This is a genomic window from Halalkalibacter oceani (assembly GCF_023715705.1).
Lineage (GTDB): Bacteria > Bacillota > Bacilli > Bacillales > Bacillaceae_D > Halalkalibacter > Halalkalibacter oceani_A.
The window spans coordinates 24,982-41,332 of sequence record NZ_JAMBOS010000025.1; the positions used below are offsets into that span (position 1 = coordinate 24,982).

Annotated in this window: 15 protein-coding genes and 1 pseudogene; 1 reads left to right on the forward strand and 15 read right to left on the reverse strand. The window is 47.3% G+C overall.

All coding sequences use genetic code 11. The features are described from left to right. The 8 genes from M3212_RS17585 to glmU form a co-directional block, all read right to left on the reverse strand. Positions 1-1,596 (reverse strand): putative polysaccharide biosynthesis protein, encoded by a 1,596-nt coding sequence (locus tag M3212_RS17585; RefSeq protein ID WP_285874649.1) that lies wholly within the window; start codon positions 1,594-1,596, stop codon positions 1-3. A gap of 316 nt (positions 1,597-1,912) precedes the next feature. Beyond that, positions 1,913-2,452: a stage V sporulation protein T gene (gene spoVT, locus M3212_RS17590; RefSeq protein WP_251195282.1), complete on the reverse strand. Its 540-nt coding sequence runs from the start codon at positions 2,450-2,452 to the stop codon at positions 1,913-1,915. Positions 2,453-2,795: 343 nt separating this feature from the next. Further along, positions 2,796-6,320 (reverse strand): transcription-repair coupling factor, encoded by a 3,525-nt coding sequence (gene mfd, locus M3212_RS17595; RefSeq protein ID WP_251195283.1) that lies wholly within the window; start codon positions 6,318-6,320, stop codon positions 2,796-2,798. Positions 6,321-6,623: 303 nt separating this feature from the next. Beyond that, positions 6,624-6,896 carry an anti-sigma-F factor Fin family protein gene (locus M3212_RS17600; protein ID WP_285874652.1) on the reverse strand — a complete coding sequence of 91 codons (273 nt, stop codon included), beginning with the start codon at positions 6,894-6,896 and terminating at the stop codon, positions 6,624-6,626. 26 nt (positions 6,897-6,922) lie between these two features. Next, positions 6,923-7,480: an aminoacyl-tRNA hydrolase gene (gene pth, locus M3212_RS17605; RefSeq protein WP_251195284.1), complete on the reverse strand. Its 558-nt coding sequence runs from the start codon at positions 7,478-7,480 to the stop codon at positions 6,923-6,925. Positions 7,481-7,620: 140 nt separating this feature from the next. After that, complete coding sequence (locus M3212_RS17610) at positions 7,621-8,256, reverse strand: 50S ribosomal protein L25/general stress protein Ctc (RefSeq protein ID WP_251195285.1); 636 nt, start codon at positions 8,254-8,256, stop codon at positions 7,621-7,623. 318 nt (positions 8,257-8,574) lie between these two features. Continuing rightward, the gene (locus M3212_RS17615; protein WP_251195286.1) at positions 8,575-9,525 is read right to left on the reverse strand and encodes a ribose-phosphate diphosphokinase; all 951 of its coding nucleotides are present in this window, start codon (positions 9,523-9,525) and stop codon (positions 8,575-8,577) included. A 40-nt stretch (positions 9,526-9,565) separates the two neighbouring features. Then, a complete protein-coding gene (gene glmU / locus M3212_RS17620) occupies positions 9,566-10,930 on the reverse strand; it encodes a bifunctional UDP-N-acetylglucosamine diphosphorylase/glucosamine-1-phosphate N-acetyltransferase GlmU (RefSeq protein WP_251195287.1) in 1,365 nt (454 codons plus the stop codon). Positions 10,931-11,109: 179 nt separating this feature from the next. Here glmU and M3212_RS17625 point away from each other — a divergent pair. Further along, positions 11,110-11,784: pseudogene (locus tag M3212_RS17625) on the forward strand (IS3 family transposase); the annotation flags it as partial. Positions 11,785-11,844: 60 nt separating this feature from the next. On the opposite strand, the gene spoVG reads toward M3212_RS17625, so the two are convergent. The 7 genes from spoVG to yabG form a co-directional block, all read right to left on the reverse strand. Then, the gene (spoVG, locus tag M3212_RS17630; RefSeq protein ID WP_251195288.1) at positions 11,845-12,138 is read right to left on the reverse strand and encodes a septation regulator SpoVG; all 294 of its coding nucleotides are present in this window, start codon (positions 12,136-12,138) and stop codon (positions 11,845-11,847) included. A gap of 176 nt (positions 12,139-12,314) precedes the next feature. Further along, on the reverse strand, positions 12,315-12,692 hold the full coding sequence (gene ridA / locus M3212_RS17635; RefSeq protein ID WP_251195289.1) for a 2-iminobutanoate/2-iminopropanoate deaminase: 378 nt from the start codon (positions 12,690-12,692) through the stop codon (positions 12,315-12,317). Position 12,693: 1 nt separating this feature from the next. Beyond that, a complete protein-coding gene (gene purR / locus M3212_RS17640; RefSeq protein ID WP_251195290.1) occupies positions 12,694-13,545 on the reverse strand; it encodes a pur operon repressor in 852 nt (283 codons plus the stop codon). A gap of 54 nt (positions 13,546-13,599) precedes the next feature. Beyond that, the gene (ispE, locus tag M3212_RS17645) at positions 13,600-14,466 is read right to left on the reverse strand and encodes a 4-(cytidine 5'-diphospho)-2-C-methyl-D-erythritol kinase (protein ID WP_251195291.1); all 867 of its coding nucleotides are present in this window, start codon (positions 14,464-14,466) and stop codon (positions 13,600-13,602) included. Positions 14,467-14,634: 168 nt separating this feature from the next. Continuing rightward, positions 14,635-14,817, reverse strand: coding sequence for a small, acid-soluble spore protein, alpha/beta type (locus M3212_RS17650; RefSeq protein WP_251195292.1), 183 nt, complete (start codon positions 14,815-14,817; stop codon positions 14,635-14,637). A 124-nt stretch (positions 14,818-14,941) separates the two neighbouring features. Next, positions 14,942-15,208, reverse strand: a complete 267-nt coding sequence (gene veg / locus M3212_RS17655) for a biofilm formation stimulator Veg (protein ID WP_251195293.1) — start codon at positions 15,206-15,208, stop codon at positions 14,942-14,944. Positions 15,209-15,456: 248 nt separating this feature from the next. Then, entirely contained in the window at positions 15,457-16,317 is an 861-nt protein-coding gene (yabG, locus tag M3212_RS17660) for a sporulation peptidase YabG (protein WP_251195294.1), read from the reverse strand. Positions 16,318-16,351 lie beyond the last annotated feature (34 nt).

A 16,351-nucleotide genomic window follows, 5' to 3' on the forward strand; every position in this document is an offset into this window, starting at 1 on the left:
TCATCCGCTCCTTTTTACTAATCTTCTGATCCGCTTCAGCTTAGGAATCGTCCGCCACTCCCGTTCTGAAAAAATCGGGAGATAGACAACACCTGCCGCAATAACACACGCTCCAAGCCCGGCCGTACTGAGGGCGACGACTGCATCACCAAGTCTGCTGTCAGGAATGAGCAAGCCGCTCGCTTCTCTCCAGGCGAGAGTAAGCAGTCCCATTGCCAGCAATAGTCCTCCTATCCAAAAATAAACCTTGCCGCTCCCGAAAAAGAAAAGTTGATGCCGTTGCAGCACGACCACCGCATAGATGACCATTACTGTCAGCGCGGCAACGGTCGACCAGGCAGCGCCGAATGTGCCGAAAACCGGGATGAGGACGATATTACCGATTGTTTTTACACCGAGTCCAATTCCAACAGCCAATGCAGGATAACGCTCAAGGTGATAGCCTTGCAAAATACCGGCAAGCGTGGCAAATAAGGAGCCGACGACAATCGCCAAAGCGACCACTTGTAACACGTCCGAGCCAGCACGATCTGTAAACAGCATATGATTTGTCGGTTCAATAATGACGAGTAAGCCAACCGTTGCCGCTCCTCCTACTAAAAGCGCCAGACGATAACAAAGATATTGATACAATCCGGCCCGTTTCCCACGCTTTTGCGCAACCATGTTGGCAAGCAAAGGCACAATCGCCAGACTAAGCACGGTCGCCAGCACCACGCCAAGCTGGAGCAATGGCTGGCCCCGGTCATAAACCCCTTTAGCAGCATAGGCCGCCTGCTCTTGAAGCCCGTTTCTCGCCAGCAGCCGAATCACGGTCAACGCATCGACGAGCTGAAAGAGGATGAAGACAAGTGCGCTCATGCTGATCAGCAGTGCCTGGCTCCATAAGGCGGTCATTTGCTTTCGCAGGCGCTGCCACGGAAGATGCTGCGGCAAAATAAGCTGCCGCAGCCACGCCCCCTTGTTCAACAGCTGAAGCACGAGAAAGCCGGCCGTCACCCCAGCAATCGAGCCGACCGCCGCTCCGGTTCCGATTTGATACACATCAGCCCCTTCATGGAGAAGCGATATCGTTATCGCTAAAATACTGCCGACGCGCACAAGCTGCTCGATCATATGAGAAGCCGCTGTCGTTCCCAGCTCGCCCCGACCCTGGTCATAGCCCCGGCTCGTACATAAAGCCGGCAATAACAAAAACAGAAAACTGATCGCCCGAATCGGTCCCGTCAGCCCGCGGTCTCCCATCAGCACCGCAAGCGGTTCAGCCAAGCTAAAGAGAGCAATCCACCCTAGCAAGGCGCCGAACAGCTGACTGTAAAAAAAGATACTGACGATTTCGCTCGCCTGTTGCTGATCAGCTTGCCTGAGCCCGGCGAGCTGCTTCGACAGCACGACAGGAAAGCCGTACATCGCCAAAACCGCCATAATGCCATATAACGGATAGGTTTGCTGATAGACGTAAAAGCCTATATCGCCAACCATATTTTGAAAAGGAATTCTGTAGATCGCACTTAGCAGCTTTGCCAAAACCGCTGCCCCTGATACTAATAAAAAGCCATACCAAAAAGAAGGCCTGTTCTTCGTTTCTATGTCCAATCACCTGTCGCCTCACTTTATGATCCAATGCTCCTCTATCATACTAGAATAAGAGGACCGACGCCAAGCCGATCCGCGAACATAGCGCTCAGGCGAAAGATTTTTTTACCCTTTGCCGAGTCCCCCAAGCATGAGCGTAAGCGCCCTGCCTTCTAAAGTCACGAAAAAAAGCCCGCCGCCATCCCGTTTCCGGGACGGGCCGACAGACCAAGCACCTTAAAACTCTCGTCCACTTCCTATCATCGTTTTCCCCGCTTCCCCCATTCAAACAAAAGAGCCGTGACAAAAAGGATCAATCCCCCTTGTCACGGCTGCTTTATTGTTCCATTTGCCGGGCGAGAAAACTTGCTGCCGTTTCGGCAAGCTTCTGTTCAATTGTCCCGGATAGCTCCTGGTCCTTGCTGAATAAGACGACGGCCCCAATCGGATCCCCATTTGCAATGATCGGAGCAATGACATAGCCTTTCAGATCATCCAGATGGTCACCGACAAGATTATATTCTCCACTCTTGACCTCAACCTTCGTTTGTCGCTCGTTCATCACCTTCTCAACGATCTCACCGACACTTTTGTTTGTATATTCCTTTTTCGGTGCGCCTGCTACAGCAATAAATGTGTCGCGGTCAGCAATTAAGACGTAATGATTTAAGCTATCATATAAGGCCTCAGCATATTCCTTGGCGAAGTCGCCAAGCTCTGAAATAGGTGAATATTTCTTAAGGATGACTTCACCATCGCGATCAACAAAGATCTCCAATGGATCTCCCTCGCGAATTCGCAATGTTCTTCTAATTTCCTTCGGTATGACCACACGTCCTAAATCATCAATGCGACGTACGATTCCTGTTGCTTTCATATTGACTAGCCTCCCTTTCTAATGATGTGAGTACTTGGTGAAGTGGAATTATCTATAGTATCTTTCTTAGAAAAAGAACTATTCACCAATACATGAATTTCTTTGGCTGCTTACAACATCAATCCATAAGAAAAGACAGACGCCTGTATCGTCTGTCTTTCCTTTGAAGCAGCATGCGAAGCCGTTACAATCTGTTGAGGATGACTGAAAACGGGGTTCTTTCAGTCACCCGTGTAACGCGCTAAGCCGACGCCCTTCCTCGAATCAACCCGAAAATGTTCAGCCCTCCTTTAAAAAACCAAGGAAAGGGTTTCCCCGGATTAACCACTGTCCGTTTTCCTGTTTAATTCTTTTTCGCGTCTTCAATACCACCGATGATCGTTTCAATCATCGTCAGGAGCTGTTCATCGCTTAACGTCTTCGTTTTAATCGAGAATTTGATTTTTTCTCCGGCTGTGCCGAGAGCAACCTCGCGCCCAAGCTGATGAGCGACTTCAAACAGCTTTGCCCCGTCAAGGTTCTGTGTCGCTTCAGCCGATACGAGAATGGTCACCTGATTTTTGCCTTCAACAATCTGCTCGATTTTCTCCTGATTGGCTTTCAGCTTTATCGCCGTTAAGCGCAACAGAAAGTCCACCTGCTTCGGGTATTCGCCAAAGCGGTCGAACATCTCCTCCTGGAGATCCTTTATATCTTCAACCGTTTCGGCTCCCTTAAACCGTTTGTACATCTCGATCTTTTGCTTTGCATCATTGATGTACGTCTCCGGAATATAAGCATCGACCTTAACATCAATTTCTGATTGGAAACGTTCTTTCTTCGGCTTATCGCCTTTTCGTTCCTCGATTGCCTCCTTCAGCATTTGCGAATAAAGGTCAAACCCGACCGATTCAATAAAGCCATGCTGCTGCGACCCAAGCAGATTCCCGGCTCCACGGATCGTCAAATCGCGCATTGCAATTTTAAAGCCTGATCCAAGCTCGGTAAATTCCTTAATCGCCTGCAGCCGCTTCTCCGCTACTTCCGTTAATACTTTATCACGTTGATACGTGAAATAGGCATACGCGACACGATTGGAACGTCCGACACGTCCACGGATTTGATAAAGCTGGGAAAGACCCATTTTATCGGCGTCATAAATAATGAGCGTATTTACATTTGGTATGTCGACCCCGGTCTCGATAATCGTCGTCGTTACCAATACATCGCTGTTGCCTTCCAGGAAGTCAAGCATGATCGTCTCTAATTCCCGCTCGTTCATTTGCCCATGAGCGTAGCTGATACGGGCATCCGGCACGAGCATCGACAGCTGCTCTGTCATCCGCTCGATATCCTCGACGCGGTTATAGAGAAAATACACCTGACCTCCGCGTGTTAACTCCCGCTCAATCGCCTCGCGCACAAGGGCGGCATTGTATTCAACGACATACGTCTGAACGGGAAAACGGTTTTCCGGCGGCGTTTCAATAACCGACAGGTCGCGAACACCAAGCATCGACATGTGCAGCGTCCGCGGAATCGGAGTCGCCGTAAGCGTCAATACATCGATATTTGCTTTTAGCTGCTTAATTTTTTCTTTATGCGTCACACCAAAGCGCTGCTCCTCGTCTACAATAAGCAGGCCAAGATCGTGAAACACCACATCCTTCGAGAGCAGCCGGTGCGTCCCGACAATCAAATCAACCGTTCCGGCCTTCAAGCCTTTAAGCGTCTCTGTTTGTTCCTTTTTTGAACGAAAGCGGCTCAAGACGCCAATTTTGATCGGATGCTCGGAAAAGCGCTCCTTAATCGTTTCATAATGTTGCTGGGCAAGGATCGTGGTCGGCACAAGGATGGCGACCTGCTTCCCGTCCATGATCGCTTTAAAGGCGGCGCGAATCGCGACCTCTGTTTTCCCGTAGCCGACATCGCCGCATAATAAACGGTCCATCGGACGCGGACGCTCCATATCCTTTTTAATTTCGAGGATCGCTCTTTTTTGATCCTCTGTATCCTGATAGGGAAAGGAGGCTTCAAATTCAGCCTGTTCCGGCCCATCGCCTGAGAAGGCAAACCCTTTGCTCGCTTCACGCTCGGCATAGAGCTTGATTAAATCATCGGCAATATCTTCGACCGATGACTGCACCTTCTTTTTCACCTTTTTCCAATCACTTCCACCCAATGCATAAATTTTCGGATCCTTCTCTTCCGATCCGACATACTTTTGCACCTGATCAATCTGCTCGACCGGTACGTATAACTTATCGTTTCCTTTATAGCGTAGGTGGAGATAATCCTTGTGGAGGCCATTAATTTCTAATGTCTCCACGCCTAAATATTTTCCGATACCATGATTCGTATGAACGATTAAGTCACCGACTTTAAGCTCTGAATAGCTCTTAATCCGTTCGGCATTCGATAATGTTTGCTTTCGCTGCGGACGCTTCGCTCTTTTCTTCGCGAACACTTCTTCTTCCGTAATCACAACTAACCTGCTCGAAGGCAATTCAAAGCCGCTTTGCAGGTTTCCAACCATAATATACGTTTGACCTTCCCGTAACTCTGTGGAGCGTTCCACAAATCCGGCTTCTATTTGCTCGGCCTCAAGGTTTAAGGAGAGCCTCTGCGCCCTTTCCTTGGAGGCGGCAATAAAAACGACCGTCTGTCCCGCCTTTTTCCAGCGCGCCACTTCAGACTGGAGCAACTGCATTTGACCGTGAAATTGTTGCATCGATTTGCACGTGATGCTGATCACATTCTCAGGATTGGTCTGTGCGACATGCTTCAAAAATAGCGATAAATAGATAATCGGATAATGAGAATGCTTTAACTGCTCGAAAACCGCCACCGACATTGAGACGTCGTGAATGATTTCCCCTTGTTCCAGCAGGGCGATATTCCACTCCGCTTCTTCCTTATCGAGGCTTTCGGCCATTTCCTTGACCCTTGCCAATTCATCAACGATCAACACGGCATTGGCTGGAAGAAACGACAGCAGGGAGTGCTCACCTTCATAGTAAAGCGACATGTATTTATACATTCCCTGAAAGGTCGACCCTTGCTTCAGCTGTCCGATCTCATAAGAAATATTTTGCGAAAGCTTCTCCTTCGTCTCTTTTGCGCGAACTTCCTTAAGCGTCTTCGCCAGGCCTTCCGTCAAAGCAGCAGCCGCCTGCTCATAATGTTTCTTCTCGAGCAGCACCTCCTGAGCCGGACCGATCCTGACCGCCTTCTTCTCTTCTTTTGAGCGCTGATTCTCGACGGAAAAGGTTCGAATTGAGTCGACCTCCGTGTCGAACAGCTCGATTCGAATCGGATCCGGTTCAGTCAACGGATACAAATCAATAATGCCTCCGCGCACGCTGAATTCACCGGGCGAGGCAATCATATCGACACGCTGAAAGCCCATTGCCACTAGCTTACTTATCAACTGGTCAATATCGCCGATATCGCTTCCAAGCTCAACATCGATTTGATGATGTCTCCAAACGCTTACCGGGGGCAACTGGCGTCTGACTCCGGCAAGCGGGGCGATGACAACCCCTTTGAATCCATAAATCAGCTTATTTAACACGTCAATACGTTGCGCCTTCATCTCCGGGCTCGCTATGGCGATTTCTGCTGAAATAAGCTCATTGACTGGATACAAAAGAATCTGGTCTTCCCCTAATAAATCAACCAAGTCATCATACAACTTCTGAGCCTGATACAAATTATGTGTAACAAGCAGCATCGGCCGCTGCGCATCACGGTAAACCGTAGAAATAAATAACGTCCGTGCCGATCCGGTTAAGCCCGATATAAGCTGCTCCTTCATATTCGCTTCAAGACTCGTTGAAACCGCTTTTATCTCATCATTATTTTGATAATATTGCTGCAATCCTAACATGCTGTTCCCCCTGTTATTCCAGTAACGCCATGGTTAGTGTTCAATTTATATTTATTCTGTTAATCTCATAAAAGCACTGTTTACTGTTTATTCTTGCTAGAAGCCTAGAATCCTGCTTTATCCTGATAAGAGACAGAGCTTCGCCCATTGCTTAAAGGAGGTCCGCACGATGGTTTTTCAGCCGGTTTCCTTTGTTTGCTTATCCAGAGCGGAACGACCGCCTGTTGCTGAAAGGCGGTTCATTGCTTAAAGAGGTTGTCCCAAAGCGTGGCTTTTGGGACAACCCCTTTTGTACTGCTCATTCTATTGTATCATTCTGTCCAGCTCATGTAAGCCGGGATTTCGCATAAGAGCCTCGTGACAGTCCTCACATATAACATTCACATGTATATCACCATTCGGCTCATATGTCAACATATCGGTTCGTTCCGTGCTCGTCAAACTGTCAAAGCCTAGCGCTTCAGCCCGCAGCTCTTCATCAATCGCTCCAAGCTCGACCTGGCAATGACGGCATTTGTAATGAATCGCCACCGTATCAAGCTCCTTTCCCGCTACTCCTACCTTTAGTATGAGCAAGGCGGAAAAACTCTATACGACGACGCTCAATTAAATTGATTCATCACTTCAAGAAACGGCTTCGTTGTCCACGCCTCGACGGCCTTGGCTACCAGTTCAACCGACTCTCTAACCGACTCTATTTCCTCGGGATAATAGTTCCCCAATACATAATTAACGACCGTCTCCCCGTTGCGCGGCCGGTCAATTCCGACGCGAATCCGGTTAAACTCCTGTGTACCCAAATGCGAAATGAGCGACTTAATTCCATTATGACCGCCGGCACTTCCTTTTTGCCGCAGCCGGATTTTCCCCGCCGGCAAATCTAAGTCATCATAGATCACAACGATATCCTCAATCGGTATTTGATAATAATCCATCAGCGGACGTACGGATTCCCCTGACAAATTCATATAGGTCAACGGCTTCAACAGAAACACTTTCTCACCGTTGACGACACCTTTACCAAACACCCCTTTAAATTTGCTTTGGTCGAGTGCAATTCCCCACTCTTCTGCACAGCGATCGACACAATCAAAGCCAATGTTATGGCGCGTGCCATCATACTTGCTTCCTGGATTGCCCAGCCCGATTATTAATTTCACCCTCACCCGCTCCCAACTTTACTTCATCTCGCTCATCAAAAAAGATTCCCTTCCTGTAAAAGAGGCGCCGCATCTGTTAAAAGCCTAGAGTGGAGTGGGATTCTCCTCTCTAGGCGGGTGCAGCTTTATTTATTTGAATCTTATTCCTCTGTTTCTTTCTGCTCTGTCTCTCCAATCACTTCCGGCTCTTTCGCCTCAGCCTCTGTTCCTTCAGGCTCGACTTCTGCTGCCGGCGGCTGGACTGTCACAATTGTTTCTTCATCATCGCTCGTGACCTCAACCGGGACAGTTGACCGAATATCAGCTACTTGAATCGAGTCGCCAATCGTCAGCCCGGAAATATCGACGCTGATTTCCTCCGGAATATCCGACGGCAAACATTTCACGTTAATTTCGTACATTAAGTGAGAGACAATGCCGCCTTCCTTCTCACCCGGTGCATCACCTGTTAACCGGACCGGCACCGCCGCATCAATTTCCGAACTCATATCGACTTCAAAGAAATCAATGTGGAGATATTCGTTTTTCAGCGGATCGATTTGCAGATCATTGATCATAACCTGATGCTTACTCTTCCCGGATACGTCCAAAGAGAATAAGCCGTTTTTTCCAACCTCTCTAACCGTTTTCAGAAGGTCTACTCCTTCCACCGCGACAGGCTGACTTTCAATTTTGTTTCCGTATAATACAGCCGGCACATAGCCGTCCTTACGCAATTGTCTCGTTGCCGAACCTTTCAAATCATCTCTGGGACTTGCTTTTAAGATCGTAGTCATCTCGCCTCACCTCAATCATTGTTTTCAAGTCTATATCACTTGTATTCCCTAAATGAGTCAATTTAAACCACTTACTTACGTTTTCGCAATATCCCGCTTCCTATGAAGCTGCTGAAAAAGTACGATTTTCACTTTTTCAGCAGCTTTTTCGTCATGAGCGTAGCCGTTGCCTGATTTTGAAAGCCTTGCTACGAGTGGGTTTCTCGAAGCAAGGCGCGCAACGCGCGGAGCCATTACTCTTCTTCGAGTTACGAAAAAGGATGTTTTTCAGTGGCCTCCTTCCTATCGGGGTTCATTCACCAACGACGGATCGCTCTATTAATCAAACAATGTGCTGACCGACGCATGCTCATGGACGCGAATAATCGCTTCAGCCATCAGTGGCGCTACAGAAAGCTCGGTGATCTTCTCGCTTTTCTTATTCTCATCAAGCTCGATCGTATTCGTGACGACAAGCTCTTTAATTTTTGAATTGTCAATCCGCTCCATCGCCGGCCCTGAAAGCACTGGATGCGTACAGCATGCATACACTTCCTTCGCTCCGTGCTCCACCAACGCGTTCGCCGCCAAAGTAATCGTTCCGGCTGTATCAATAATATCATCAATAATAATCGCCGTTTTCCCTTCAATATTCCCGACGATATTCATCACCTCGGCCACATTCGGACGCGGACGGCGTTTATCAATAATCGCGATCGGAGCTTTTAAACGGTCAGCCATTTTTCTGGCACGGACTACACCACCGTGATCCGGGGAAACGATAACAATATCTTCTAATTGCTTTCCTGAGAAATAATCGGCTAAAATCGGTACACCCATCAGCTGGTCAACCGGAATGTCGAAAAACCCCTGGATTTGCGTCGCATGAAGATCAAGCGTCAATACGCGCGTCGCCCCTGCTGTTTCAATCAGATTCGCGACGAGTTTCGCCGTAATCGGCTCACGGGCGCGTGCTTTCCGGTCTTGACGCGCATAGCCGTAATAAGGGATAACGACATTAATCGTTTTGGCCGATGCGCGCTTCATCGCATCAATCATAATTAACAGCTCCATAATATGTTCGTTGGCAGGAGCTGAAGTCGATTGAATCAAATACACATCGCAACCGCGGATGCTTTCTTCAATGTTGATCTGCACTTCTCCATCGCTAAAGCGCGTCACTGAGCTTTGACCCATCGCGACACCGATATGCTCTGTAATTTCATGAGCAAGACCTTTATTTGAATTTAATGTAAAAACCTTTAAACTTGGATCACCGTATTTAGCCATTTTTATGATTTCCCTCCAAAAATTCATTACACCTTAGTGGTTATTGTTTGCCTTTTTGATACTCTTCTTTATTTGTCTGTCTTGCCCGCGCGATGGATAATGCTTCACTCGGCACATCATCGGTAATCGTAGAGCCTGCCGCAACTAAAGCGTTTTTTCCAATCGTAACCGGTGCAATTAAATTCGCATTGCAGCCGATAAAAGCCCCGTCTTCAATGATCGTTTTAAATTTGTTCTTGCCGTCATAATTAACGGTTACAGCCCCACAGCTGAAATTAACCCCTTCGCCGATTTCACTGTCACCGATGTAGCTTAAGTGGGAGGCTTTGCTTCCATTTCCAATTGTCGATTTTTTAATTTCGACAAAGTTACCGATCCGCACGTCATCGCCGATCGTCGACTGCGGGCGAATATGGGCAAACGGTCCGATCCGTACGGCCTTGCCGATCTCACTATCATGAATGACCGACTGTGAGATCACAGTTCCGTTATCGACGACACTATCTTTAATTTCGCTGTGCGGCCCAATGTCACAGTTCTCTCCGATTACCGTTTTCCCGTGGATGATCGTCCCCGGCCGGAGTACGGTATCCCGACCGATTGTCGCCTCACTTGAAATATACGTTTGCGCCGGATCGATCATCGTCACTCCCTGACGCATCCAATAATGATTAATCCTTCTTTTCATAATATTCTCTGCCTCTGAAAGCGCTATCCGGTCATTGACCCCCATTGTTTCTTCGAAATGCGGTGTTTGATAGGCAGCGACTTTCTCTCCGGCATTTTTCAATAATTCAATGACATCTGGAAGGTAATACTCCCCCTGAACGTTGTCATTGCCGACCTGCTTCAGCATCGCAAACAGGCTCGCGTTGTCAAAGCAATATGTCCCGGTATTAATTTCACAGACGTTCCGTTCCTGGTCGGAGGCATCCTTGTGCTCAACAATTCGTTCAACAAGCCCTTTTTCGTCGCGGATAATCCGTCCGTATCCGGCAGGGTCTTCCGCTATCGCGGTCAGGACGGTTGCCTTCGCTCCTTCTTTTTCATGACAGTCTAGCAACTTCCCGATCGTCTCGGCCGTCAGTAAGGGTGTGTCTCCGCATAGGACCACCGTTGTCCCTTGCTCTCCCTTTAACAGGCTTTCTGCCTGCATGACGGCATGACCTGTGCCAAGCTGTTCTTCCTGGACAACGTAGGAGACCTGATCTCCCAGCTGCTGCTTGACAACTTCAGCGCCGAAGCCGACAACTGCCACCTTTTTTTCAAACCCTAACGCTGTGACTTGATCAACGACATGTTGAACCATCGGTTTTTCACATACTGGATGAAGCACTTTATACAGACTTGACTTCATCCTCGTTCCCTGTCCAGCTGCTAATATGACCGCAAAACGACTGCTCATGGTTTCCCCCCAGGTGTTCCTTTTTCCCTTACGAATATATCCTAAAACCAAGGGTATTTCAAGGAGATGTCGCAAAAGGGTATTTTTAATCTTTTGTGACATCGCCAAGTTGAAAACCGTCCTTGTGCACGCGACCAAAAGAAAGGAACCGCTTGCTATTTTTACCAGTCAAACTAACGGGAGTGCTTACGATTAGTGATGAGCTTGCGAATCGTGGGCAAAAAGTGAATCACAAGAAGGTTCAACGGATTATGAAAGAATTAGGTTTAAAGTGTATTGTACGTATGAAAAAATATAAGTCTTATAAAGGGACTGTTGGGAAGATCGTACGAAATATTTTAGATCGTCATTTTACGGCAGACGCCCCAAACCAGAAATGGGTAACGGATATTACGGAGTTTACATTATGTGGCGAGAAGATTTATTTGTCACCTGTTTTAGATTTATTTAATGGAGAAATTATTACCTATACACTTGGCTCTAGACCAACGTATTCGCTTGTTTCAGGGATGTTGGAAAAGGCTTTCGAACGCCTACCGGAAGAACATCAACTATTGATGCATTCAGATCAGGGATGGCACTATCAAATGAAGCAATATCGTCAAGCGCTAGAATCGAGGGGAATTGTACAAAGTATGTCTCGTAAAGGAAACTGTTACGATAATTCTGTAATGGAGAATTTTTTCGGGATTATGAAGTCTGAGTTTCTCTACATAAAAGAGTTTGAAAGTGCGGAGCATTTTAAAAGCGAATTAGAAACGTACATAACTTATTACAACACAAAACGGATTAAGGCAAAATTAAAAGGCATGAGCCCGATACAATATCGAACTTATGCCCAACCCGTTGCCTAATGAGATAACTGTGTCTAACTTTTTGGGGTCACTTCATAGTCGTGGAACCCTCATTGTGATTTAAGAAGCACCCGCTTCTTCATATTCAACTTCTTCATATTCGCCTGCTTTGTCGTATTCAGCCAGCACAGCCGTTTGAATCTTTTCTCTTGTTTGAGAAGAGATCGGATGGGCAATATCACGGAATTCTCCATCAGGCGTTCGCTTGCTCGGCATAGCTACAAATAGGCCGTTATTACCATCGATTACTCGAATATCATGCACCACAAATTCATGGTCAATCGTAATGGAGGCAATAGCACGCATTCTGCCTTCTGTATTGACTCGACGCAATCTGACATCTGTCACCTGCATGTTGGTCACCACCTCTAGAATGTTATTCTTGCTATAACAATTCTCTAAAAAGATGGCAATTCCTTCTTCTAAATCAAAAAATTAAAAAACATTTTAAATGTAAAGGTACCATCGTCGCACAGAAGTTCCCGAAACCGTTTATTCCCCTTCCATTCCGGTTTTCCGGCAGATCCTTTTTACGCCTTCACAAGGGCGATCACTTCAATTTCTACCAAAACATCCTTTGGCAGACGAGCGACCTCCACACACGAGCGGGCGGGCTTGTGCTCACCGAAATACTCGCCGTACACCTCGTTAATAACAGGAAAATCATTCATATCCTTAATAAAAACGGTCGCTTTGACGACGGAGTCAAGAGACGCACCCGCCTCAGCCAATACCGCTTTTAAATTGTTGAACACCTGGTGAGTCTGTTCTTCCACCGTGCCGTTGACAAGCTCTCCTTCAGCAGTGAGCGGAATTTGACCGGAGCTGTAAAACATATTATTGACAATGATTCCCTGAGAGTAAGGACCAATGGCGGCTGGCGCATTGTTTGTATGTACAATTTTCATTTTATTTTTCATCCTCCAATGTGACTGTTTTTAATAAATCCAACACATTTCCTGGTTCGACCGTAATCGTCCGGTCTTTAACATTGACTTCCGAGAGCCGTGTGATCGACATGTATTCGTCAACAAGTCGTTCTTCGACCCCGACCGATTCAACGAGCACGCCAATTCCGACAAGCTCCGCCTGAAATTCATCAAGCAAGTCCATCATCCCGCGGATCGTACCACCGGCCTTCATGAAGTCATCGACAATAAAGACGCGGGAATTTGGCGCAAGGCTTCTGCGGGCAAGCGTCATCGTCTGAATACGCTTTGATGAGCCCGAGACATAGTTGATGCTGACCATTGAGCCTTCGGTAACGAGATGATCCCGCCGGACAATGCTGACCGGAACGTCCAAATACTGGGCTACGGCATATGCAAGTGGAATCCCCTTTGTCGCCACTGTCATGACCGCGTCAATATGTTTATTCGCCAGCACGGACGCAAACACCTGCCCAACGCGCTGAATAAATCGCGGGCTACCGAGTAAATCCATCATGTATAAATAACCGCCTGGCAAAATCCGCTCCGGCACGGCAAGCTGATCAATCAACTCCCGCATAAACACTTGAGCCTGGGCATAGTCAATTCGTGGAATAAACTTCACCCCGCCGCTCGCTCCCGAAATCGTCAGCAAGGTGCCATAGCCTTCATCCTCGAAAATTTCTTTAATAATCACCAAGTCTTCGCTGATCGAAGACTTTGCCGATTGATACCGTTCTGAGAAATGAGTTAGTGAAATGACCTCGTGTGGATGCTGGAGCAAATAATAGGTCATATCAACAAGACGACCGCTTCGTTTAAGCTTTTTCATGCTACCTCCACAAAACCGAATATTTTCCTTTAACATAACATTTTTATACGGTTTCTAGCAAGTATCTGTTGAGCGAATCAGGCGTACCGCGTACACATCCTGACAAAAGCCTCGCAACCCGTTATAAATGCGGTGGAGCCGTGATTCGTGTTCGACCAGGCCGAATACCGTCGGTCCGCTGCCGCTCATCAGGACGCCGTTCGCCCCGAACCGAAGCATCTGCTCTTTAATATGGCGCACCTCTGGATACATATCCAATGTCACCGATTCCAATACGTTATGGAGGTTGGCGCATATCCCGGTGAAATCCTGCTGTCTGATCGCCTCGATCATCCGTTTTGTTGGCGCATGCTCAATGTTTTGAAGAGTGAGCCGCTTATAAATATCTGCCGTCGAAACGCCAATAGGCGGCTTTGCCAAAATCACCCAGCAGGAAGGAGGAGCCGGAATCGCCTCAATGATCTCTCCTCTGCCAGTTGCCAATGCTGTTCCACCATAGACACAAAAAGCGACATCCGAGCCGATCTCCTTGCCGATCTCCGCCAGCTCGTCCAATGAGAGCTCCAGCTTCCACAGCTTATTTAGGCCTTTTAACGTTGCAGCGGCGTCACTGCTTCCGCCAGCCAGTCCGGCAGCCACGGGAATCCGCTTTGTAATATAAATCGAAACGCCCTTTTTCACATTCATTCGCTTTTGTAATAATTCCGCTGCCTGATAGGCCAGATTCCGCTGGTCACTCGGGACAAACCCTTCGGAAACATCGATGACAATTTTCCCGTCATCGGTTTCGGTTAAATCAATCCGGTCGGCTAAATCAACTGTTGTCATAATCATCTCCACCTCGTGGTAGCCGTCCGGTCGTTTATGAAGAACATCCAATGTTAAATTAATTTTTGCTGGGGCCTTTACTGAATATCTCACTTTTGTCACCTTCTACTCATTCCATTTGCTTACGCTATTTTATCACTTGTTTGCTGAACATACCACTCAAGAAGTATCCCGTCGCTTCCCGACAAAAAACAAAGGATGCCCAGAAGGTCAGTTTCGACCCGCCAGACATCCTGTATACATAAGAGAATGACTCTTCTCTTATGAATTGTCACGATTTGCTAATTGGTTTTCTGCTATTTCAATGGCCCGTTTCACCATATTCCCGGCATCTCTCGCTTTAATACCGCCCCAGCCTTCCTTTTGGACCGTATCATAGAAGCCAAGCTCCTTTGCCAGCTCTTCCTTAAAGCGCTCTGACATGACTCCTCTGCGTCTGCTCATGTCTCAACCACTCCTTTTTGTAGGTTAGCAATGTCGTGACATTCTTAGTGTGGGCAGCCGCAACACAAATATGCCTCCCTGAAATTAACAGGAAGGCATATTTGACTTTGTATCCAATCGACGCTTACGCTTTGGAAACCGTTGAATCAACGTTATCCTCGCAAAGCATAAGTTCAACTGTTTCTGTAAGGATATCAGCATAGCTGTATGAAACTCGCTCGAAAGCATTTTCTTGTTCATCTAATTTCACAATGAAAACAGACGGGTATGTTTCTTCGAGTAGACCAGTACGCTCTGACGTTTTACGACGACCACCATTTGCTTTAATTGTAATCCTCTTACCAACATTAGCATCCAAGGCACGCTTAATGTCTATTAACGTTTTTGCCATAACTACACCCACCTCACTCTGTATTTAGTATAGCACAGCTTGCATAATTCGTCAAATAAATTTTAAATTATAACAAGCAAACAAGAATATTGTCAATAAATTTCTCTTCAAACAACGGTTTTTTTACGTTCCTGTCATTCATTGTTCGTTAGTATGCCTTATTCACCGCGTAATATGTATGGAAATAAAATCAGGAAAAACCAAAAAGGATATGCACCCCGGTCTGGTTTTGCACATCCTTCAGCTGTTCAATTATCGACTTTCAGCGGCATCCCCCGCCTCATGACACCCTTCGTTTCAATCCCTCCGAGTCCTTTCTCCCCCGTAATCGTATTGCGCAGCACATCCGTTAACCGGATCGATTCCATAAACGATGTCAGGCTGATTCGGGCGGCAATATAGACAGGATCAAGGGCGTGAATATTGACGCGGTCCGGTGAACTGGCGAAATTCGCTCCCGCTTTAATTAATGTCTCAAAGTGAGATTGGCACGCTCCGGCAAAGATGATCAGCTCATCGCGGTGCCATGTCTGCTTCCGCGCCACCCGGACGCACTCGGCGAAATATTTTGTATGCCGATATGCGCGCAGATCCCGTTCATCGCCTTTTGTTTTTAAATAGGCGTCATGCCCGGTGATGACGACAATGTCTGGTTGTACCATTTGCAAAAGCGACTTTATTTGTTCAGGCATTTCTTTCTCATGTAAATGAACTCCGTATACCGGCACACCAAGCTTTTCATACAGATCGGTGCACTTCCGCAAATATAAGCTATCCCCGTCGATATGAAGCACTCGTCCCCTCAGCTCAAAGTAGTTCGGACTCGTCGTATATTCCGACGTTACCTCGTACTCGCTTCGCTGCTTCATCAGCTTCGCATCTTGTCTGAACAAGCGATAGGAGTTCTCTTCAAGGGCTTTGGCTTCCTTCTGATAAACTGTCCGTTCTTCTTCGGAAATGAGAACGAGGTCCTCCACCGGCGCATCCGCGAGCAGACGCATATCCTCCCCGGCCAATTCGGCTGTATTGTCCCTGATGGAAACGACCCGAAATAATAAATCGCACTCGTATGAAAGGCGGGCAACGATATCTCCTTTTTTCAGTTTCATCGGCACGGCCTCCTCTCCCCTTAGGCTATGTCAA